This window comes from Sedimentitalea sediminis, from assembly GCF_042687825.1.
Classification (GTDB): Bacteria; Pseudomonadota; Alphaproteobacteria; order Rhodobacterales; family Rhodobacteraceae; genus Sedimentitalea.
Genome location: NZ_JBHUQE010000015.1, coordinates 49,992 through 71,937 on the forward strand (window position 1 = coordinate 49,992; position 21,946 = coordinate 71,937).

Genomic DNA, 21,946 nt, shown 5'->3' on the forward strand with positions numbered 1-21,946 from the left:
GTGAATGCCAATCCGTATGCGCACAGGATGGCACAAGTCGGTCGGGCGTCAAAGTCCGGTTTCCCGCCTCCTGCCCAGACGAATCGTCCAGAGGCGGGGCGTTGCGGGCGTTCTAGCGCACCTTGAGCGTCGCCAGCCCGATCATCGCCAGGATCAGCGAGATGATCCAGAACCGGATGACGATGGTCGGCTCGGCCCAGCCTTTTTTCTCGTAATGGTGATGGATCGGCGCCATCAGGAACACGCGTTTGCCGGTGGATTTGAAATAGAGCACCTGGATGATCACGCTCAGCGCCTCGACCACGAACAGGCCGCCGACGATGGCCAGAACCAGTTCGTGCTTTGTGACGATGGCGATGGCGCCCAGCGCACCGCCCAGAGCCAGCGAACCGGTATCGCCCATGAACACCGCCGCCGGCGGCGCGTTGTACCACAAAAAGCCCAGCCCGCCGCCGAACAGCGCGGCGGTAAAGATCAGAATTTCGCCGGCTCCGGGCACGTAATGCACGTCGAGATATTCGGTAAAGTCCACCCGTCCGACCGCATAGGCGATGACGCCCAGCGTCGATGCGGCGATCATCACCGGCATGATCGCCAGCCCGTCCAGCCCGTCGGTCAGGTTGACCGCGTTGGCGGCACCGACGATGACGCAGATCGAAAAGGGGATATAGAAATAACCCAGGTTGATCAGCGTATCCTTGAAGACCGGCATCGCCAGCTGTCCCTGCAGCGGCATCGGATGAAAGCGGGCCGCCCAATAGGCCGCGATCGCCGCGATCAGAATGCCCAGTGCCAGCCGCAGCTTGCCCGGAACGCCGGAGGTGTTCTGGCGGCTGACCTTGGCGTAATCATCAGCAAAGCCGATGATCGCGAAACTGAGCGTTACGAACAGCACCAGCCAGACAAAGGGGTTGTCCAGACGCGCCCACAGCACCGTGGCGGTCACCAGTGCACCGACGATCAGCAACCCGCCCATGGTGGGGGTGCCGGCCTTGACGAAATGCCCCTCGGGACCGTCATCGCGGATCGGTTGGCCCTTGCCCTGACGGCGGCGCAGCACCGCGATCAGCGGACGCCCGAAAAGGAACCCGAACAACAGAGCGGTCATGAACGCGCCGCCGGCCCGAAAGGATATGTAGCGGAACAGGTTGAAAACGTCCCCCCCATCCGACAATGCAGTCAACCAATAAAGCATTTCAGCCGTTCCTACTCATCACCTTGTGCCCCATGGCGGGGCCGGGAATGGCCCATTTTGCGGATGGCGTCAACGATCCGCCCCAGCTGCATGCTGAGCGATCCCTTGGCCAGCACCACATCGCCAGCCTGCAGCCGGTTGTGCAGATCCGCCAGCAGCTCGGCGCTGGTTTCGTGGTGTCCGCCGCGTTTGTCCGCCGGCAAGGCGTCGTGCAGCGCCTGCATCAGCGGACCGATGCAATAGACCTGATCGACGGATTGCATGGCGTCCAGTTCCGCGAGGGCGGCATGCATCGCCGCGGCGTCGGGACCCAGTTCCTTCATGTCGCCCAGAAAGGCGATGCGGCGGCCGCGGCCCGGTTCGGTGGCGGCCAGGACCTGCAAGGCCGCGGCCATCGACGTCGGGTTGGCGTTATAGGCATCGTCCAGCAGGATCAGCGTCTTGTCGGTTTCGACCGGGTCCAGCTGGATCACTTCGCGCACGCCGCGCCCGCGATCGGGCGACCAGCGGCCGAGGCTGAGCGCCGCCAGCGCCGGATCGGCGCCCAGAGCCGCCGCCGCGGCCAGCGCGCCGAGGCCGTTCATGGCGAAATGCTGCCCTGCCGTGGCGATCTTGAACAGCAGCGGATTGCCCCGCACCTGGGCGCGGGCAATGGTGGTGTCGTCCTGCACCGCCACATCCAGCAGCCGGTGATCCCGGGCGGTCCGGCCGAACTCGACGATCCGCACACCCAGCGTCCGGGCATGGTCCCGCAGAATGTCCGCCTGCTCGATATCAACATTCAGAACCGCGGTGCCGCCGGGTTCCAGGCCGTCGAGAATCGCGGCCTTTTCCCCGGCGATCTCCGCGACGCTGTCAAAAGCTTCGAGATGCACCGCCGCAACGGTGGTGATCATCGCCACATGCGGGCGGGCCAGGCGCGCCAGCGGTGCGATCTCGCCAGGGTGATTCATGCCGATCTCGATCACCGCATAGTCGGTGTCGCGCGGCATTCGTGCCAGGGTCAGCGGCACGCCCCAATGATTGTTGTAACTGGCGATGCTGGCATGGGTGACCCCCTGCGCGCGCAGCATTTGCGCCAGCATCTCCTTGGTCGAGGTCTTGCCGACGCTGCCGGTGACCGCCACGACGCGGGCCTGCGTGCGGGCGCGTCCCGCGCGGCCCAGCGCCTCGAGCGCGGCCTGCACGTCCGGCACGATCAGCAGCGGCGCATCGTCGCCGACCCCGTCGGGCACATGGCTGACCAGCGCCGCAGCGGCGCCCTTGTCCAGCGCCTGAGCAACGAATTCGTGCCCGTCCCGGGCGGCCTTGAGCGCGACGAACAGATCGCCCGATTGCAGGGTCCGGGTGTCGATCGAAATGCCGGTGGCGGCCCAACTGCCCTGCACCCGCCCACCGACGGCCTCGGCGGCCTCGGCCGCGGTCCAGAGTGTCATGCCATCCCTCCATCCAATGCGGCCACGGCGACGCTGGCCTGTTCCGCGTCGTCAAAAGGCAACACGTCCTGGCCGATGATCTGTCCGGTCTCATGGCCCTTGCCGGCGATCAGCAGCGCGTCGCCCGGCCCCAGCGCGTCGATGCCGCGCAGGATCGCCTCGGCGCGATCCCCCACCTCGGTGGCCTCGGGCGCGCCGGTCAGCACCGCGGCGCGGATTGCGGCAGGGTCCTCGCTGCGTGGGTTGTCATCGGTCACGATGACCAGATCGGCATGGTCGGCGGCTGCCCGCCCCATCAGCGGGCGCTTGCCGGCGTCGCGATCGCCGCCGGCGCCGACAATGGCAATCAGCCGGCCCATCACATGCGGACGCAAGGCGGTCAGCGCCGTGGCCACCGCATCCGGTGTGTGCGCATAATCGACGAACACCGCCGCGCCATTGGCGCGGGTTGCCGCCAGTTGCATCCGGCCACGCACCGTGGTCAGGCGCGGCAGGGTGTCGAACACGTCGCCGGCGGCATCGCCACAGGCGATCACCAGCGCGCAGGCCAACAGCACGTTCTGCGCCTGAAAGCCGCCGATCAGGTTCAGCCGGGTCTGATAGGGCTTGCCGCGATAGGTAAACCGCAGATCCTGACCGGTGGCATCAAAGCGCTGGCCCTGCAGCGCGATGTCGCCCTGCCCCTGACCGGTGGTCAGCACGTGCTGTCCGCGCGCCGCCGCAATGGCACGGATTTCCGCACCGCGCGGATCGTCCAGATTGATCGCCGCCGTACCCGTTGCCGGCAGAACCCGGCGGAACAGGCCCGCCTTGGCGGCGAAATAGGCGTCGAATGTCTCGTGATAATCCAGATGATCCTGGGTGAAATTCGTGAACCCCGCCGCCGTCAGATGCACGCCGTCCAGGCGGCGCTGTTCCAGCCCGTGGCTGGACGCTTCCATCGCGGCATGGGTGATGCCCTGCGCCGAGGCCGCGGCCAGGGTGCGGTGCAGGGTGATCGGTTCCGGCGTGGTATGCGCCAGCGGCGCGCTCCAGGCGCCTTCGACGCCGGTGGTGCCCAGGTTGACGGCCGCATGGCCCAGTTCGGTCCAAATCTGGCGCACGAAACTGGCGACCGAGGTCTTGCCGTTGGTGCCGGTCACCGCGACCATCTTTTCCGGCTGCGCGCCGAACCACAGGGCGGCGGTAAAGGCCAGCGCCTGCCGCGGATCCTCGGTGACGATCAGCGCGGCATCGCTGGCCGCCAGTTCGGATTCGGCAAGTGCCGCACCGGTCGCATCGGTCAGGATCGCCGTCGCCCCCATGCGCAGGGCATATTGGATGAACTCGCCACCATGCACCCGGCTGCCCGGCAAGGCCGCGAAAAGGAACCCGTCACGCACCTCGCGGCTGTCCACCGCCAGACCGGTGATCATCGGGTCACGACCGCCGCGCGCGGTCAGGGCCAGCTGGCTGAGCGCTTTGGCCACCGGTTGTTCAGCTGTGCTCATGTGACCGGTCCCGCCCGCTAGTTTGAGGTCAGCGTTATACCAGCGAATTGTCCGGGTTCAACGTCCGGTCGCAGTCCCAGCAGCGGGGCGATGCGGCCAATCATCTCGGCGGCGACCGGAACCGCCGTCCAGCCGGCGGTGCGGCGCGGTTTCTTGCCCGAGTTTTCCGAGGGTTCGTCCAGCGTCACCACCAGCACGTATTTCGGGTCATGTACCGGGAACATGCTGGCAAATGTGGCGATCACCTTGTCCTCGTAATAGCCGCCGCGTGGTTTCGGTTTGTCGGCAGTGCCGGTCTTGCCGGCCACCGCATAGCCCGGCACTTCGCCGAAACTGGCCGTGCCGTCAGTCACCACCTGCCGCAGCATGCGCCGCGCGGCCGCAGCCGCGGCCTTGGACATCACCTGCGGCCCGTTCTGCGCGCCGTCCTGTTTCAGGATCGTCGGTCTGACATAGGTGCCGCCATTTGCGATCGCCGCATATCCCGCCGCCAGATGCATCGGGCTGACGCTGAGACCGTGACCATACGAGATCGTCATGGCGCTGAGTTCAGACCAGTTCTTGGGCAACAGCGGCTGTCCGCCCTTGGCCTCGACGATCTCGAACGGCGTCGGTTGCAACATGCCCAGCGCTGCCATGAACTGGCGCTGGCGTGTCGCGCCAATCTGCTGGGCCAGACGTGCGGTGCCGATATTGCTGGATTTCACGATAATCTTGGTGACCGACAACTCTTTGCCGTAATTGTGAAAATCGCGAATTCGGAACTTGCCCCAGCGCAGCGGCCCGCGGATATCGACAACGGTTTCCGGGCTGACCAGGCCCAGTTCCATCGCCTGTGCCACGGCAAAAATCTTGAAGGTCGACCCCAGTTCATAGACGCCCTGCACAGCCCGGTTGAACAGCGGACTGACCGACGGGTCAAACCCGGTGGCCGGCGGGCGGGGCCGCTCGTTGGGATCGAAATCGGGCAGCGACACCAGCGAGATCACCTCGCCGGTATGGACATCCATCAGGATCGAGGTCGCCCCCTTTGCATTCATCAGCTTCATGCCGCCATAAAGCACCCGCTCGGCGGCGGCCTGCACCGTCAGGTCCAGCGACAGACGCAAGGGAGCATCGCCATTGGCCGGGTCGCGCAGGTAATCGTCAAACTGCTTTTCCACCCCGGCCACACCGATTACTTCGGCCGCCGTCACGCCCTCTTTGCCAAAACTGGCCCCGCCCATCACATGCGCGGCCAGTCTGCCGTTGGGATAGAGCCGCATCTCGCGCGGGCCGAACAGAAGCCCCGGGTCGCCCAGATCGTGCACCGCCTGTTTCTGCTCGGGGCTGATCTTTTTCTTGATCCAGACAAATTTGCGCTTGCCGGTGAAATCCTTTCGCAACCGCGCCGCATCCAGATCGGGAAAAATTCGCACCAGACCGGCCACCGCTGCCTCGGCATCGACCAGATAGGGCGGCTGTGCATACAGCGAATGGGTCTCGAAATTGGTCGCCAGGATATTGCCGTTGCGATCCACGATATCGGCGCGCTGGGTGGCGATGGCGGTGCCGCCGGCACTGGCCCTGGGCTCGACCGCCTCTGACGTTGCCAAAAGGCCCATGCGCCCTCCCACCACGGCGAAAGCGCAGAAAAAGAACAGGCCCAAGATCAGCAGACGTCCTTCGGCACGGGCGCGGGCGCCGGTCTGCATCTGCTCGTGGCGGCGGCGGATGTTCTCGCGCTCGATGGCATCGGGGTTCTCGCCCCGGTCACGGGCCGGCAGAATGCGGGCCAGCGGGCGCAGCGGGGTGCGGATCACAGCGGGTCCTCCCCGGCCACCTCGGCCATGGTGGACACTTCGACCGGGTTGACGATGGGCAGAAGGACCTGCACGGGATAGCTGATCTCGTCCACGCGGCCATATTGATCCGGGCGCAGCGGCAACAGGCCGAGCCGGTTGAAATTGATCTCGGCCAGTTCCCGCAACCGGTCAGGCCGGTTCAGATACGCCCATTCCGCCCGCAACACGCTGAGACGCACCTGCGCGGCGCCGATCTGGCGTTGCAGGTGCTGGGTTTCGGACAAAGCCCGCTGAGTCGCATAGTTTTCCCGATAGGCCCAAAAGGCCAGACCGAACACCGCCAGCGCGGCCAAAGCGTACGCTATACCCTTCATGATCGTGCCTCCTTGATCTGCGGCATGCCGATCGAGTTCGCGTCGATCGGTCCGGCCGGTGCATCGGTGCGCGTGGCGACCCGCAGCTTGGCCGAGCGCGCGCGCGGGTTTTCCGCCATTTCGCGCGCATCCGGGCCGATGGCCTTGCGCGATTTCAGAGTGAATTGCGGCGCCTCCTGCGGGGTTTCCGGCACATAGCGGTTGGCCCGCCCGCCCTGTCCGGCGCGCGCCGTCAAAAAGCGTTTCGCCATACGGTCCTCGATCGAATGAAACGTCACGACCGCCAGTTGCCCACCGGGTTTCAACGCCCGTTCGGCCGCCATCAGCCCCTGAAACAACTCGTCATATTCCTGGTTCACCGCGATGCGCAGCGCCTGAAAACTGCGTGTCGCCGGATGCGATTGGCCCGGCTTGGGGCGCGGCAGGCAGGATTCGACCAGACCGGCCAGTTGCAGCGTCGTCGTGATCGGCGCCTCGGCCCGGGCGCGCAGGATGGCGCGGGCGATGCGGCGGCTGGCGCGTTCTTCGCCATAGTGAAACAGGATTTCGGCCAGGGTGCTTTCGCTGGCGCTGTTCACCAGATCGGCCGCCGAGGGTCCGGATTGCGACATCCGCATGTCCAGCGGCCCGTCCTTCATAAAGGAAAAACCGCGCTCGGCCTGGTCCAGCTGCATCGACGAGACGCCCAGATCCAGCACCACGCCATCCAGATCGCTGGCATATTCGTCCATCCGCGAAAACACGCCCGGCTGCATCACCAGCCGGTCGCCATATTGGCCGGCCCATGCGGCCGCCATTTCAAAGGCCGCAGGGTCGCGGTCGACCGCGATCACCCGGTCTGCCCCGGCCTCCAACAATGCGCGGGCATAGCCGCCAGCCCCGAAGGTGCCGTCCAGCCAGGTACCGGTGACCGGAGCGACCGCGGCCAGCAGCGGACGCAGCAGAACCGGAATATGGGGGTCGCTGTCATCGGGAGGGGCCGGAACAACCATGGCGTCACTCGGCCCCGGAACCGTCCGGGGCGACCCCGTCAAGATAGATCAGCGGATCGAAATCGTCGGGCAACTCGTCCAGCCAGGCCTCGGTCTTGGCCAGTTCCTCGGTCTCATAAGTGGCCGGGTTCCAGATCTGAAACGTGTCCCCGGCGGCGATAAAGAAGGCCTCGCCCTGCAGCCCGATCTTGTTGCGCAGCTTGGCCGGCAAGACCAGTCGCCCGGTTTCATCCACATTGGTGGGAAAAGACTGACCATGGAACATGCGCTGCAGCATCTTGCGCTGCATGGAACCGCGCGGCAGCGCGTCGATCCGGGCATCGACATCATCGATCGCCTGCATCGTATAGCATTCCAGATAGGCGCGGCGGTGGTCGCCATAGACGATCACCAGTTCAGGCGTCTCGCCGGGTTTCCAGTTCGGGTCGCCGGCTTCCAGCACGCGGCGAAAAGAGGCCGGGATCGAAACCCTGCCTTTTGCATCCACCTTGTGGTGGCTTTCGCCTCTGAACCTGCGCCCCAAGCTCTTGTTCCCTTTTGCGCGCCCTCGCGTCGGTCCCCCTGATGCAAATTTCCGCCCGCTGAATGCGGAAACGGCGGGTTGATCCGCTGCCACTGATCAACCCGCCGCCCTCGTCCCGCTTTGCGGGGAAGTCCAGTCGCGCGCGCCACCTGGGGGGATGTCTGCTCGCTCACGCGCCGGATCTCTTGGTCTGATGAAGTCGAAGCCTGTATGAAACCTGCTTATCGTTGGTTGGGGTCGTTTGGTGCCCCGCTTGTCTTCCTCATCGGATGCATAAGGGATGCCATGGGAATTCATGGGTTGCAACTGATTTTTTGCCGGAAAGACAACTATGCTTGGGTTTTGCGCACGGGAAACGTCTCGGAAACCATAGTCAATTTCAAGACAATTTCGCCCAGTTCGTGCTTAAAATTCTGTTAAATACCAAATGTAGTGGGAGCGCTGGACCGGAAAATATGTCCCGTGAATTCCCAAAAAACTTTGGACCTATTGCGTTCGCGACACTTTGTTCCCGATTTACCCCTGCGCATCGCGCTGAATCCCGAGGCAATTCCCCCGCAGCTGCGCCAGGAAATCGGGATTGATTCGTCAGAAAGCTATCGTTTTGCCCACCCGTCCCATGCTTTCCCATAGGGATCGGGCCGCGGGCCTCAGGCCATGCCGCCCTCGATCAACCGCTGCGCCATCTGCGCATAGATCCGCGCCGCGGGACCGTCGCCGGCGGCGACCGGCGTGCCCGCATCCCCGGCCAGCCGGGTGTCCAGATCGATCGGCAGCGCGCCCAGCAGCGGCACATCCAGCGCGCCGGCTTCGGCGGCGACGCCGCCATGGCCAAAGATATGCGCCTCGTGCCCGCATTCCGGACACACAAAGGTGGACATGTTCTCGATCAGGCCCAACACGGGCGTCTTCAGCGTCTTGAACATGTCGATGGCCTTGCGCGCATCAATCAGCGCCACGTCCTGCGGGGTACTGACCACGATGGCGCCCGTCAGTTCGGATTTCGTACACAGGGTCAGTTGCACATCGCCCGTGCCTGGCGGCAGATCGACGATCAGAACGTCCAGTGCGCCCCATTCCACCTGCCCCAGCATCTGCTGCAGCGCCCCCATCAGCATCGGGCCACGCCAGACCACCGCCTTGCCCTCCTCCAGCATGAAGCCGATCGACATCAACGTGACGCCATGCGCCTTGAGTGGAAGGATCGTCTTGCCGTCGGGCGAGGCCGGCCGGCCCGACGCCCCCATCATGCGCGGCTGGCTGGGACCGTATATATCGGCATCCAGCAGCCCGACCCGCCGCCCGGCACGGGTCAGCGCCACCGCCAGGTTCGAGGCGACGGTGGATTTTCCAACACCGCCCTTGCCCGAAGCGATTGCCAGGATGCGGTCGACGCCGCTGGGCCTGGTCGGTCCTTCCTGCGGCTTTGGGTGACCGCCGATCTTGAGGTTGGGTGCCGCCGGTTTTTGCGCCGGACCATGTGCGGTCAGCGCCACCGACACGCTTTCGACCCCGTCCAGCGCCGCCACGGCCGCCTCGGCGGCGCGGCGCAGGGGCTCCATCTGCTGGGCGATGGATGCGGACGGCGCCTCGATCACGAACCGCACGCTGCCGCCGTCGATGGCGACGGCCCGGATCATGTCGCGGCTGACCAGATCACCCCCGTCCGGCAGCGTCAGCCGGGATAGACACTGGTCGATTTCTTTTCGCGTGACGGTCATGCTGCTCACTCCTGCTATGCGAAACCCTGCCCCATTTCCTATGCGCAGATTGCCGGGATTGCGACCGTTGCGCTTAAGTTTTTCGGCCAAGCCGCGGATTGCACAGGATTCGACCCATGCAATTGCTGCATAGCAGCATTGAACATCTGTCCATTGTGCAGGTGCAGCATTTCACTATCTATGAGCCAACACGAAACGCTGAAAAGCACCTGGAACAGATGAAGGAAGACGACAATGGCACATCTCGCGTTGACCGCATCGCATGCCCCCTTGTCCCCATTCGGATGGCTGCACACGGCCATTGGCCGGCTGAACCGGTTCCGCAAGTTCCGCCAAACCATCAAGGAATTGTCGCGGCTGGAAGACAGTCAACTGGAAGATCTAGGACTAACGCGGGCGATGATCCGGCGCGTGGCCTATCAGGCTGCCCATGGCAGCCGCTGACACATAGAACAAGGCAGGTTTCCCGAGTTCAGGCCCTCCGTTCCTCCTCCCTGGTTGGCCTGACCAGGCGGCGGCATCTTTCCTCCTCCCTGATGTCGTCGCCGTCAAATTCCCGGTCGTGAAAAAGCGACCGGACAAAAAACACCGGCTCAGGCGCCGGTGACTAGAGACACCGGGCGTTTTCCTCCTCCCTGCGTATCGGTGTTGCAAGAGAACGGCGGCGTTCTACTCCTCCCTGACGTCGCCGTTCTTTTTAGCTGGTTCGCCGGGCGCTCGGCAGTGGAGGACTTCGCGGCCAGCGCCCGGCAGTTGCCCGGCCGGCCGATTTTCCCCTTACATCGCCAAAAACACGCAGCGCATCGCGCCAGAACAGCCCTCGACAGAGCGTTCCGGTTGTCGCCCTGATCAGGCAATCCGGTACAGTCCGTCCGGTACCCCCAACCCTCACGTCCCCGCACGGAAGGTTTCAGAACGGCACGTCGTCGCTGGCCGAGACAAAGCGGGCGACGACCTTTTTCCGGCCGGCCTTTTCGAACGCGATCTCCAGCTTGTCGCCCTCGATGCCGGTGATCGCGCCATAGCCGAACTTTTGGTGAAAGACCCGTTCGCCGATGGTAAAACTGCTGACCGCATCCAGGTCGATCACTGTATTGCGGGCCTCTTTGGGCTGCGACAGGCCGCGCTGCCCGGCCCGGGCCTGCAGCCGCCGCCATCCCGGCGAATTATAGCCATCGGATTCGGCAGCCCGATCGGCCAGTTCCGATCCGGACTGCGATCCGCCCCGCACCGCCGCCGCGCCATAGCCGCCGCCATACAGGCCGGGCGGGGTCAGCACCTGCACATGATCTTCGGGCAGTTCGTCGATGAATCGCGACGGCATCTGCGACTGCCATTGCCCGAATACCCGGCGGTTGCCGGCAAAGGAAATCGTGCACAGCTCTTCGGCCCGGGTGATGCCCACATAGGCCAGCCGACGTTCCTCCTCCAACCCCTTGAGGCCGCTTTCATCCATGCTGCGCTGGGACGGAAACAGCCCGTCCTCCCAGCCCGGCAGGAACACGGCGGGAAATTCCAGCCCCTTGGCGGCATGCAGGGTCATGATGCTGACCTTTTCTTCGGCATCGTCGCTGTCATTGTCCATGATCAGGCTGACATGTTCCAGGAACCCCTGCAGGTTCTCGAAGGATTCCAGCGCCTTGACCAGTTCCTTGAGGTTCTCCAGCCGGCCCGGCGCCTCGGGAGTCTTGTCGTTCTGCCACATGCCGGTATAGCCGCTCTCGTCCAGAATGGTCTCGGCCAGTTCCATGTGGGTCATGTCCGCATCGCCGGCCATTCGGCCCCAGCGCGCGATGCCCTCGGCCAGATCCGCCAGCGCCGCAGCACCCTTGCCCTTGATCAGACCCTGTTCGACCGCCAGCCGCGCCGCTTCCAGCAGCGATACGCCATGCCCGCGCGCCGTGGTCTGCAGCGTCTGCCGCGCCTTGTCGCCCAGCCCGCGTTTCGGCGTGTTAAAGATGCGCTCAAAGGCCAGATCGTCCGCGGGGCTGACCACGACGCGGAAATAGGCCATCGCGTCGCGAATCTCCATCCGCTCATAGAATCGCGGGCCGCCGATCACCCGATAGGGCAGCCCGATGGTCAGGAACCGGTCCTCAAAGGCGCGCATCTGGTGGCTGGCCCGCACCAGAATCGCCATCTGGTCCAGACCGAAGGACCGCATCCCGCGGCTGCCGTGCTGCATCGCCTCGATCTCTTCGCCGATCCAGCGCGCCTCTTCCTCGCCGTCCCAATGGCCGATCAGCCGCACCTGTTCGCCGCCCTCGGCCTCGGTCCACAGGGTCTTGCCCAGGCGGCCCTCGTTGCCCGCGATCACGCCGGACGCCGCCGCCAGGATATGCGCTGAACTGCGGTAGTTCTGTTCCAGCCGCACCACATGCGCGCCGGGAAAATCCTTTTCGAACCGCAGGATATTGCCCACTTCGGCGCCGCGCCAGCCATAGATCGACTGATCGTCGTCGCCGACGCAACAGATGTTGCGATGCCCTGCAGCCAGCAGCCGCAGCCACAGATATTGCGCGACGTTGGTGTCCTGGTACTCGTCCACCAGGATGTATCGGAACCAGCGCTGATACTGCTGCAGAACATCTGGATGGGTCTGAAAGATCGTCACCATATGCAGCAGCAGATCGCCGAAATCCACCGCATTCAGCTCGCGCAGCCGGGTCTGGTACTGGGCGTAGAGCGCTGGCCCTTTGCGGTCATAGGCCCCGGCCTCGGCGGCCGGCAGCTTGTCGGGCGTCAGCGCCCGGTTCTTCCAGCCGTCGATGATGCTTGCCAGCTGCCGCGCCGGCCAGCGTTTGTCGTCGATCCCGGCGGCGGCCACCAATTGTTTCAACAGGCGCAGCTGATCGTCTGTATCCAGAATGGTGAAATTGCTTTTCAGCCCCGCCAGCTCCGCATGCCGGCGCAACAGCTTGACGCAGATCGAATGAAACGTGCCCAGCCACGGCATGCCCTCGATGGACTGTCCCAGCAGGCTGCCGACGCGGGTCTTCATCTCGCGCGCGGCCTTGTTGGTGAAGGTGACCGCCAGAATCTCGTTCGGACGCGCCGCGCCGGTGTTCAACAGATGCACGATTCGCGCGGTCAGCGCCCGGGTCTTGCCGGTGCCGGCGCCCGCCAGCATCAAGACCGGACCATCCAGCCGCTCGACCGCTTCGCGCTGGGCCGGATTCAGACCGTCCAGATAGGGCCGTGGCCGCGCGGCCATCGCGCGGGCCGACAGCGACGCGCCCTCAAAGGCATCGATATCATCAAAACTGCTCATGGCGCGACCATATCGCAGCGCGACGGTCAGGAAAAGAACGTTCCGCGAATGTTCCGCGCGCGACGGCAAATCCCGGCACCGGCGCCGGCACCCAACCGGGCATAATCGCTTTGCCATCGCCATCGGAAAACCGCCATAATGGTCCCATGACACCGGTCGATCCCAGAACGCACAGACCGCACCGCCCGCCGGACAGTCCGGCCCGGCGGTCCGGTTCCGGCAGAGTCGCCCGACATGGCGCCTGACGCCTGTCGGCCTTCGGACCCGCGCCTGTTGGCGCGCTTTCCCGGAGTCATGGATCTGAAACGGCGCGCCCGGAAACGCCTGCCGGCCTTTGTCTGGGACTACCTTGACAGCGGCACCGGCACCGAAGCGACCAAGGCCCGAAACCGCGCCGCACTGGACCGGATCGGCTTTCTGCCGTCCGTCCTGCATGGCGCGATCGAGCCGGACCTGTCGACCCGGTTTCTGGGGCAGGATTATCCCTTGCCCGTTGGTGCCGCACCGATCGGCATGGCCGGTCTGATCTGGCCTGACGCGGAAATCCTGCTGGCCGGCGCGATGGCGCGGGCCCGACTGCCCTATTGCCTGTCCACCGTCGCCAGCGCCAGCCCCGAGGATCTGGCGCCGCATCTGGGGGCGCAGGGCTGGTTTCAGCTGTACCCGCCCAGAGACCCGGACATCCGGCGCGACCTGCTGGACCGCGCCCACGCCGCCGGGTTCACGACGCTGGTGCTGACCGTGGATGTGCCTGTGGCGTCGCGGCGCGAACGCCAGACACGCTCGGGGCTAACGCAACCACCGCGCCTGACCCCGCGCCTGCTGACCCAGGTCGCGCGGCGGCCGGCCTGGGCGCTGGGCATGGCGCGGCGCGGGTTGCCGCGGATGCGCAGCTTGGACAAATACATTTCGGGCGCGCAGAAAAACCTGCCGCCGACCGCCCATATCGGCTATTTGCTGCGCACATCGCCGGACATGGAATACGTAAAATGGCTGCGCGATCACTGGACCGGTCCGCTGCTTGTCAAGGGCGTGATGCGCGCCAGCGATGCCGCCGCACTGGAGACGGCGGGTGTCGATGCGCTATGGGTGTCCAACCATGCCGGACGCCAGTTTGACGGCGCGCCGGCCAGCATCGAGGTCTTGCCGGAGATGCGCGCCGCCACCGGTCTGCCGTTGCTGTTTGACAGTGGCATAGAAGGCGGGCTCGACATCCTGCGGGCGCTGGCGCTGGGCGCCGATTTCGTGATGATGGGGAGGGCCTTTCATTTCGCACTGGCCGCTTTGGGGGCGGCTGGCCCGGCGCATCTGATCGACCTGCTGGCCAAGGACCTGCAGGCCAATATGGGTCAGCTGGGTGCAGCCGATCTTGACAGTCTGCCCATGCCGATGACGTTGCGCCGGCTGGCGCCGCGCACGTGACCTAGGCGACAGCGCGAGAGGGTGGCGCCGTGCGTGGGCCGGGACGGCGTGAAAAGAACATCGGCTTGCCGACCGGTTGCCCCGGGACCCGCATAGACGGCCGCAAGACAAAGGCCGGCCGGTTGCTGGTGGCCCCGGCCATCGAGGCGATGGCCAGTTTGCGGATCAGTTCGGGCGGGCTGTCGGGCGCCAGCAGGCAATGCAGCGACGGCAGCAGCAGGAACAGCTCTTCGACATCCGGATCGGTCCGGTCGGTCAGGATCATCGCCGACACCAGCGGATTGCGGTATTCCGCCAGCAGCACCAGAGTGTGAGTCAGCTTGCCGGCCACCCGCTCGGGCGCGATCAGCAGATCGATGACATTCCGCCGAATGGTCGATTCCGCAATCTCTGCGGTGCAGGTTGCAAAGGTGTGAATGCCGGTCTTCATCAGTGTCGCGGTCAGCCGCGCCTGCCGGTCATAGTGATCGTCAAAAATCAGAGCCTGCATTTCCAAAACCCCTGTGCTGCCTCAGGTCGCCCGGAGCACGATATCCGCGCTGCGATTAAAATTGGATTAAACCCGGTCGCATCAGAATGCCGGTGGGTCGCGCAAGGTCATTGTGAGGTGCAGACAAACTGAATACACATTCGCTCAGGTGCTGGAGCGAGGGGAACCCATGACCGAATTCAAGAAAATCCTGATTGCGAACCGCGGCGAGATCGCGATCCGGATCATGCGGGCGGCCAACGAGATGGGCAAAAAAACCGTCGCAATCTATGCCGAAGAGGACAAGCTGGGATTGCACCGGTTCAAGGCCGACGAAGCCTATCGTATCGGCGAGGGCATGGGGCCGGTGGCGGCCTATCTCAGCATCGAGGAAATCATTCGGGTGGCCAGGGAATGTGGCGCCGATGCGATCCATCCTGGCTATGGGCTGCTGTCCGAGAACCCCGATTTCGTGGACGCCTGCGACGCCAATGACATCACCTTTATCGGCCCGCGCGCTGCGACCATGCGCGCCCTGGGCGACAAGGCCAGCGCCCGCAAGGTGGCGATCGAGGCCGGCGTGCCGGTCATCCCCGCAACCGAGGTTCTGGGCGACGATTTCGACGCCATCGCCCAAGAGGCCGCGCAGATCGGCTATCCCCTGATGCTCAAGGCCAGCTGGGGCGGCGGCGGCCGCGGCATGCGCCCGATCCAGGGGCCGAACGAATTGCAGGACAAAATCCGCGAGGGACGGCGCGAGGCCGAGGCGGCCTTTGGCAATGGCGAAGGCTATCTGGAAAAGATGATCCAGCGCGCGCGCCATGTCGAAGTACAGATTCTGGGCGACAAGCAGGGCGGCATCTATCACCTGTATGAACGCGACTGCTCGGTGCAGCGGCGCAACCAGAAAGTGGTCGAGCGCGCACCGGCGCCCTATCTCAGCGACGCGCAACGGGCCGAAATCTGCGAACTGGGCCGCAAGATCTGCGCCCATGTGAACTATGAATGCGCGGGCACCGTCGAATTCCTGATGGATATGGACGACGGCCAGTTTTATTTCATCGAGGTCAACCCGCGGGTGCAGGTCGAACATACCGTGACCGAAGAGGTCACCGGCATCGACATCGTGCGCGCCCAGATCCTGATCGCCGAGGGCAAATCCATCGCCGAGGCCACCGGCAAGCCGAGCCAGGACGACATCCGCCTGAATGGCCACGCCTTGCAAACCCGCGTCACCACCGAGGATCCGCAGAACAATTTCATCCCGGATTACGGTCGCATCACCGCCTATCGGTCGGCCACCGGCATGGGCATCCGGCTGGATGGCGGCACCGCCTATGCCGGCGGGGTGATCACGCGCTATTATGACAGCCTGCTGACCAAGGTCACCGCCAAGGCGCCGACACCCGAAATGGCAATCGCCCGCATGGACCGGGCCCTGCGCGAGTTCCGCGTGCGCGGCGTGTCGACCAATATCGCCTTTGTCGAGAACCTGCTGAAACACCCGACGTTTCTGAACAACAGCTATACCACCAAGTTCATCGACGAGACCCCCGAGCTGTTCCAGTTCGCCAAGCGCCGCGACCGGGGCACCAAGGTACTGACCTATATCGCCGACATCACGGTCAACGGACATCCCGAGGTCAAGGACAGGCCGCGCCCACCCGCAGGCCTGAAACCGCCGCGGCCGCCGGCGCGCCAGACCCAGCCGCCACCCGTCGGCACCCGCAACCTGCTCGAGCAAAAGGGTCCGCAGGCGGTAGCCGACTGGATGAAGGCGCAGAAACAGCTTTTGATCACCGACACCACGATGCGCGACAGCCACCAGAGCCTGCTGGCGACCCGGATGCGCTCGATCGACATGATCCGGGTGGCGCCGGCCTATGCCGCCAACCTGCCTCAGCTGTTTTCGGTCGAATGCTGGGGCGGCGCCACCTTTGACGTGGCCTATCGGTTCTTGCAGGAATGCCCCTGGCAGCGCCTGCGCGATCTGCGCGCGGCCATGCCCAACCTGATGACCCAGATGCTGCTGCGCGGTTCCAACGGCGTCGGCTATACCAATTATCCCGACAATGTGGTGCAGGAATTCGTGCGCCAGGCAGCCGAGACCGGGGTCGATCTGTTCCGCGTGTTTGACAGCCTGAACTGGGTCGAGAACATGCGCGTGGCGATGGATGCGGTGCTGGAACAGAACAAGCTGTGCGAAGGCGCGATCTGTTATACCGGCGATATCATGGACCCGGACCGGGCCAAGTACGACCTGAAATACTATGTCCAGGCGGGTCAGGAACTGCGCGATGCGGGCGCCCATATCCTGGGGCTCAAGGACATGGCCGGACTGCTGAAACCGGCGGCGGCGCGGGTTTTGATCCGCGCGCTGCGGGACGAGGTCGGCCTGCCGATCCATTTTCATACCCACGACACCGCAGGCATTGCCGGCGCGACGATCCTGGCCGCCAGCGAGGCCGGGGTGGATGCGGTCGATTGCGCCATGGACGCGCTGTCGGGCAATACCAGCCAGCCGACCCTGGGTTCGGTGGTCGAGGCGCTGCGCAATACCGACCGCGACACCGGCCTGCAGATCGGCGCGATACGCGAGATCAGCGCCTATTGGGAAGGCGTGCGCGCTCAGTACACCGCCTTTGAAAGCGGGCTGCAGGCGCCCAATTCCGAGGTCTATCTGCACGAGATGCCCGGCGGACAGTTCACCAACCTCAAGGCGCAGGCGCGCAGCCTGGGTCTGGAGGATCGCTGGGGCGAGGTGGCGCAGGCCTATGCCGACGTGAACCTGATGTTCGGCGACATTCCCAAGGTGACCCCCAGCTCCAAGGTGGTTGGGGACATGGCGCTGATGATGGTCAGCCAGGGCCTGAGCCGCGCACAGGTCGAAGACCCCGAAACCGACGTGGCCTTTCCGGACTCGGTGATCGACATGATGCGCGGCAATCTGGGCCAGCCTCCGGGCGGCTTTCCCGACGGGATTCTGTCCAAGGTGCTCAAATCCGAGACCGCCAATCCCGAGCGTCCCGGCAAACACCTGGCACCGGTCGACCTGGCCGCCCTGCGGGAAAAGGTCAGCGCCGAACTGGAAGGCAAACCAGTCGATGACGAGGATCTGAACGGCTATCTGATGTACCCCAAGGTGTTCATGGACTACATGGGCCGGCACCGGCTCTATGGCCCGGTGCGCACCCTGCCCACCACCACCTTTTTCTATGGCATGCAGCCCGGCGAAGAGATCAGCGCCGAGATCGACCCTGGCAAGACGCTGGAAATCCGCATGCAGGCGGTCGGTGAAACGCGCGAGGACGGCAACGTCAAGGTGTTCTTTGAACTGAACGGCCAGCCGCGGGTGATCCGGGTGCCCAATCGCATGGTGACTGCCTCGACGGTTCAGCGGGCCAAGGCCGAAACCGGCAACCCGAACCATGTCGGCGCGCCGATGCCCGGCGTCGTCGCCACCGTGGCGGTAACGGCCGGGCAGCCGATCAAAGAGGGCGACCTGTTGCTGACCATCGAAGCGATGAAGATGGAAACCGGCATTCATGCGGACCGCGACGCCACCGTCAAGGCCGTGCATGTCGCCCCGGCCGGCCAGATCGACGCCAAGGACCTGCTGGTCGAACTCGAGTGAGAGGGAAAGACGGGCGCCGCCTGCCCAAGAAACGCGCGCGCCAGAACGACCCGGCGCGCGCGACCCTGCGCTACAGCCCCAGTTCGGCCCGCAGTTTCCGGGTCAGCCCGGCCACAACCATGTCATAGGATTCGGCGATGTGGCGTTTCAGTTCGGCATCCGACAGCCCCGGCGCATCGTAATGTTGCAGCCATTTGAATCCGCGCGACGCCAGATAGGGCGCGGGTCGGATGCCCGGCAGGTCCGACAGGACCTTAAAGGCAATGTCAGAGGCCTTGAAGGTAAAGGCGTCGCGCTGCTCGGCCCAGCCGCAGATGGCAAACACCTTGCCGCCGACCTTCCAGACATCGGAATTGCCCCACTGCACCACGTGGCTGGACGCCTTGAAACCATCGCAATAGCTGTTGAATTCATCTCTGGTCACAGGCCGGGCTCCGATCTCTTGCCGCTTCTCGCCGCCCCCTGCGGGCGATCCGGCTGACCCGGTCGGCCCGGTCTATACCGGTGCGCGGCTGGCGCGACTCAAGCAGCTTGGTACCGCACGTGCAAGCCGCCATGGCTGGCGGGTCAACCCAGGCCGGCGCCTGTTCCGCGGTCCTGCATCGCCGCCGCGCCAGCGGCGCAGGCCGTCGTCTGGCACTCGCAGGCGATCTGTTCGGCATTGGCCGCCGGCCCGGACGGGGCCGAGGCCGCATGATCCAGCGCCAGCGCCAGCAGGATCGCGGCGCTGAGACACAGCAGTTTCGCGGTTTCCATTCCGATCATGGTCCTGTCATCCTGTCGTTGATCCGTTCAGTGACAGTGCAAACGGATGACAACGCGGATTCCGTCGCTGCCGCCCCGGAAAATTTTAACCCTTGCGTGAATTTTCCTCTTGCGGGCCCGCTCAGTTGTTTATATCTCACGCCTCACCCAAGGACGCGGGCGTAGCTCAGGGGTAGAGCATAACCTTGCCAAGGTTAGGGTCGTGAGTTCGAATCTCATCGCCCGCTCCAAATCAAGCTGACAAAGTAACAGCTTAGCACGGGATCGCTTCGGCGGTCCTTTTGCGTTTTTGGCCCCTGCCGCACATCCACCCCTATAGCGCGGCGGCCGTTTTGCGCGCCCCGACCTGGCCGCGCCGGGGCAATCCGAACAGGACCGGCTTGCCGGGAACGCAATCAGCCGTCGCCGGCGGTCTCGCGGCGGGCCTGGAAAAACTCGCGCAGCAGGGCTGCGGAATCGCCGGCGGCGATGCCGTCATAGACTTCGGGCGAGTGGTGCGTCTGGGCGTGGTCGAAAATCTGCGCCCCATGCGCCACGCCGCCGGATTTCGGGTCGGACGCGCCATAATACAACCGCTCGATCCGGGCAAAGGCGATGGCCGCCGCGCACATCGGGCAGGGTTCCAGCGTGACATAGAGATCATGGCCGGGCAGACGTTCGGACCCGGCGGCGGCACAGGCGGCACGGATCGCCAGAATCTCGGCATGCGCCGTGGGATCGTTCAGTTCGCGGGTGCGGTTGCCCTCGGCGGCCACGACCCGGCCATCGGGCGCCACGATCACCGCCCCGACCGGAACCTCGCCCCGCGCTGCGGCTGCCCGCGCCTGTTCAAGCGCCTGATTCATCTGAGATTTGAACACCATGGCGCACCCTGCCCCGCAATGGCCGCTTTCGCAAGGCGTCGGAATGGGCTAAGCGCGGGACATGAGCGACAAACCCTCCCCTCCCGGCGACCGGATCGCCAAGGTTCTGGCCCGCGCCGGCGTGGCCAGCCGTCGGGCCGCCGAACGCATGATCGCCGAGGGCCGCGTTGCAGTGAATGGCAAGCGCATCGACAGCCCGGCGCTGAACGTGACCGCGACCGACCGGATCACCGTAGATGGCAAGCCTCTGGCCGAGCCCGAACCCGAACGCCTGTGGCTGTATCACAAACCCCCCGGCCTGGTGACCACCACCAGCGACGAAAAGGGCCGACGCACGATCTTTGATGCCCTGCCCCCCGAGTTGCCCCGGGTGATCACGGTCGGGCGTCTGGATCTGAATTCCGAGGGATTGTTGCTGCTGACCAATGACGGCGCGATCAAGCGGCGGCTGGAACTGCCCAGCACCGGCTGGCTGCGCAAGTACCGGGTGCGCATCAACGGCCGCCCCCAGGACGCGGATTTCGCGCCCCTGCGCAAGGGGCTGACGATCGCGGGCGAGCGGTTCCAGCCGATGACCGTGACGCTGGACCGGCAGCAGGGCGCGAATGCCTGGCTGACCATTGCGCTGCGCGAGGGCCGAAACCGCGAAATCCGCCGTGCGATCGAGGATATCGGCTTTACCGTCAACCGCCTGATCCGGGTGTCCTACGGCCCCTTCCAGTTGGGCACGATGAAACCCGGCGAGGTGCAGGAAGTCCGCCGCCGCGTGCTGCGCGACCAGTTGGGGCTGGACAGCGCAGAGACCGATTCCGGCGGGCCCAGCGGCACGGCCAAGGCAAAATCCCGCCGACCGCAGCGGCCGCGAAACCGCAGCAAGCCCGATTGAAGGCGACAATTCAGCGATCCGGTCGAATTTGCGCGATCTGACGGAATTGACCGGCTCTTCCCCCTAGTAAGGCGACCAGACATGGCCTAGATTTCCATTGTCAAGGAATGTCAGGGGGTTGGCATGTCACCAACCGGATTGCAGAAAACCGCCTATGTGGCGCTGGTTGTGCTGCTGTTTGGCGTTTCCAGCGGCTGGCTGGGGGGGCTCTAGGCGCATGGCCAAACGCTTTGGTGGCAAATACAGCCCGGACGGCACGCCCGCCGAGGGCAAGCCCAAGCCGCGCGGCGCCTTCGACGGCGCGCGGGTGGACCCGGCAGGCGCGCGCACCAACATCCTGTTTCTGCCGGCTGCATTGCTGGTCTTTCTGTCGCTGAATGACGGTGCGCTGGGTCTGGCGCTGGGCTTGACCGCGGCGGCCGCGCTGGCGCTGGCGGCCTGGCTTTTGCGCGAGGGTCTGCGCGCCGAGGCCGCCTATCGCATCCGCAAGGTTGCCCGTCGGCCGGCCTTTCCGCGCAAGATGGCCGCCAGCCTGCTGACCGGCATCGGCGTGGCGCTGGCCGCCTACAAGACCGAACCGGGCCTGGTGGCACCGGTCATCTACGGCGCTGCGGCGCTGGCGCTGCACGGGCTGGCCTTTGGCATCGATCCGCTGAAAGACAAGGGCATGGAAGGCGTGGACAGTTTTCAGCAGGACCGTGTGGCGCGCGCCGTCGGCGAGGCGGAAACCTATCTGGCGGCGATGACCGACGCGATCCAGCGTGCCGGCGACCGGCAGATCGAAGCCCGGGTCGAGCGCTTTCAGACCACCGCGCGCGATCTGTTCCGCACCGTCGAGGAAGACCCCCGCGACCTGACTGGGGCGCGCAAATACCTGACGGTCTATCTGCGCGGTGCCCGCGACGCGACGGTCAAGTTCGCCGATATCTATGCCCGCAGCCGCAGCGATGCGGCCCGCGCCGACTATTCCGCGCTGCTGGACGATCTCGAACAGAACTTTGCCGCCCGCACCCGCAAGATGCTGCTGGACGACCACAGCGACCTGACTGTCGAAATCGATGTCCTGCGCGAACGGCTGCAACGCGAAGGCGTCCGCACGGATTCCCGATCCTGATACCCGG

General features: G+C 65.1%; 18 protein-coding genes and 1 tRNA gene. 6 read left to right on the forward strand and 13 right to left on the reverse strand.

The features are described 5' to 3' along the window. Positions 1-112: 112 nt before the first annotated feature. From mraY to ACFMPD_RS12860, 8 genes are all read right to left on the reverse strand, one after another. Entirely contained in the window at positions 113-1,195 is a 1,083-nt protein-coding gene (gene mraY / locus ACFMPD_RS12825) for a phospho-N-acetylmuramoyl-pentapeptide-transferase (RefSeq protein WP_380994944.1), read from the reverse strand. An 11-nt stretch (positions 1,196-1,206) separates the two neighbouring features. Beyond that, entirely contained in the window at positions 1,207-2,631 is a 1,425-nt protein-coding gene (locus ACFMPD_RS12830; protein ID WP_380994946.1) for a UDP-N-acetylmuramoyl-tripeptide--D-alanyl-D-alanine ligase, read from the reverse strand. After that, positions 2,628-4,121, reverse strand: a complete 1,494-nt coding sequence (locus ACFMPD_RS12835; RefSeq protein WP_380994949.1) for a UDP-N-acetylmuramoyl-L-alanyl-D-glutamate--2,6-diaminopimelate ligase — start codon at positions 4,119-4,121, stop codon at positions 2,628-2,630. Before ACFMPD_RS12835 ends, ACFMPD_RS12830 begins: the two co-directional genes overlap by 4 nt. A 17-nt stretch (positions 4,122-4,138) precedes the next feature. After that, a complete protein-coding gene (locus ACFMPD_RS12840) occupies positions 4,139-5,923 on the reverse strand; it encodes a peptidoglycan D,D-transpeptidase FtsI family protein (RefSeq protein ID WP_380994951.1) in 1,785 nt (594 codons plus the stop codon). Then, positions 5,920-6,279, reverse strand: a complete 360-nt coding sequence (ftsL, locus tag ACFMPD_RS12845; RefSeq protein ID WP_380994954.1) for a cell division protein FtsL — start codon at positions 6,277-6,279, stop codon at positions 5,920-5,922. The genes ACFMPD_RS12840 and ftsL overlap by 4 nt, the downstream gene beginning before the upstream one ends. Then, complete coding sequence (gene rsmH, locus ACFMPD_RS12850; protein WP_380994957.1) at positions 6,276-7,271, reverse strand: 16S rRNA (cytosine(1402)-N(4))-methyltransferase RsmH; 996 nt, start codon at positions 7,269-7,271, stop codon at positions 6,276-6,278. The genes ftsL and rsmH overlap by 4 nt, the downstream gene beginning before the upstream one ends. Before the next feature lie 4 nt (positions 7,272-7,275). Continuing rightward, positions 7,276-7,794 carry a division/cell wall cluster transcriptional repressor MraZ gene (gene mraZ, locus ACFMPD_RS12855; RefSeq protein WP_380994960.1) on the reverse strand — a complete coding sequence of 173 codons (519 nt, stop codon included), beginning with the start codon at positions 7,792-7,794 and terminating at the stop codon, positions 7,276-7,278. A gap of 650 nt (positions 7,795-8,444) precedes the next feature. After that, positions 8,445-9,515, reverse strand: coding sequence for an Mrp/NBP35 family ATP-binding protein (locus tag ACFMPD_RS12860; RefSeq protein ID WP_380994963.1), 1,071 nt, complete (start codon positions 9,513-9,515; stop codon positions 8,445-8,447). A gap of 234 nt (positions 9,516-9,749) precedes the next feature. On the opposite strand from ACFMPD_RS12860, the gene ACFMPD_RS12865 reads away from it, so the two are divergent. Further along, positions 9,750-9,959 (forward strand): DUF1127 domain-containing protein, encoded by a 210-nt coding sequence (locus ACFMPD_RS12865; RefSeq protein ID WP_380994965.1) that lies wholly within the window; start codon positions 9,750-9,752, stop codon positions 9,957-9,959. Positions 9,960-10,425: 466 nt separating this feature from the next. On the opposite strand, the gene ACFMPD_RS12870 is transcribed toward ACFMPD_RS12865, so the two are convergent. Beyond that, entirely contained in the window at positions 10,426-12,786 is a 2,361-nt protein-coding gene (locus ACFMPD_RS12870) for an ATP-dependent helicase (RefSeq protein ID WP_380994968.1), read from the reverse strand. Positions 12,787-13,080: 294 nt separating this feature from the next. On the opposite strand from ACFMPD_RS12870, the gene ACFMPD_RS12875 reads away from it, so the two are divergent. Then, on the forward strand, positions 13,081-14,208 hold the full coding sequence (locus ACFMPD_RS12875) for an alpha-hydroxy acid oxidase (protein ID WP_380994971.1): 1,128 nt from the start codon (positions 13,081-13,083) through the stop codon (positions 14,206-14,208). 1 nt (position 14,209) lies between these two features. Here ACFMPD_RS12875 and ACFMPD_RS12880 read toward each other — a convergent pair whose 3' ends face one another. Further along, positions 14,210-14,698 (reverse strand): hypothetical protein, encoded by a 489-nt coding sequence (locus ACFMPD_RS12880; RefSeq protein ID WP_380994973.1) that lies wholly within the window; start codon positions 14,696-14,698, stop codon positions 14,210-14,212. 169 nt (positions 14,699-14,867) lie between these two features. Between ACFMPD_RS12880 and ACFMPD_RS12885 the strand changes: the two genes are divergently transcribed. After that, the gene (locus tag ACFMPD_RS12885; RefSeq protein ID WP_380994976.1) at positions 14,868-18,311 is read left to right on the forward strand and encodes a pyruvate carboxylase; all 3,444 of its coding nucleotides are present in this window, start codon (positions 14,868-14,870) and stop codon (positions 18,309-18,311) included. 70 nt (positions 18,312-18,381) lie between these two features. Here the strand turns inward: ACFMPD_RS12885 and ACFMPD_RS12890 are convergent, their stop codons facing one another. Beyond that, positions 18,382-18,735 carry an MmcQ/YjbR family DNA-binding protein gene (locus ACFMPD_RS12890; protein ID WP_380994978.1) on the reverse strand — a complete coding sequence of 118 codons (354 nt, stop codon included), beginning with the start codon at positions 18,733-18,735 and terminating at the stop codon, positions 18,382-18,384. Positions 18,736-18,878: 143 nt separating this feature from the next. Further along, complete coding sequence (locus ACFMPD_RS12895) at positions 18,879-19,076, reverse strand: hypothetical protein (RefSeq protein ID WP_380994981.1); 198 nt, start codon at positions 19,074-19,076, stop codon at positions 18,879-18,881. 155 nt (positions 19,077-19,231) lie between these two features. Here ACFMPD_RS12895 and ACFMPD_RS12900 point away from each other — a divergent pair. Beyond that, positions 19,232-19,306, forward strand: a tRNA-Gly gene (locus ACFMPD_RS12900). Between the two features lie 165 nt (positions 19,307-19,471). Here ACFMPD_RS12900 and ACFMPD_RS12905 read toward each other — a convergent pair. After that, the gene (locus tag ACFMPD_RS12905) at positions 19,472-19,939 is read right to left on the reverse strand and encodes a nucleoside deaminase (RefSeq protein WP_380994984.1); all 468 of its coding nucleotides are present in this window, start codon (positions 19,937-19,939) and stop codon (positions 19,472-19,474) included. A gap of 61 nt (positions 19,940-20,000) precedes the next feature. On the opposite strand from ACFMPD_RS12905, the gene ACFMPD_RS12910 reads away from it, so the two are divergent. Together ACFMPD_RS12910 and ACFMPD_RS12915 are read left to right on the forward strand one after the other, a co-directional pair. Next, positions 20,001-20,825 carry a pseudouridine synthase gene (locus tag ACFMPD_RS12910; protein ID WP_380994986.1) on the forward strand — a complete coding sequence of 275 codons (825 nt, stop codon included), beginning with the start codon at positions 20,001-20,003 and terminating at the stop codon, positions 20,823-20,825. Positions 20,826-21,042: 217 nt separating this feature from the next. Then, entirely contained in the window at positions 21,043-21,939 is an 897-nt protein-coding gene (locus ACFMPD_RS12915) for a 5-bromo-4-chloroindolyl phosphate hydrolysis family protein (protein ID WP_380994988.1), read from the forward strand. The last annotated feature ends 7 nt before the right edge of the window (positions 21,940-21,946 follow it).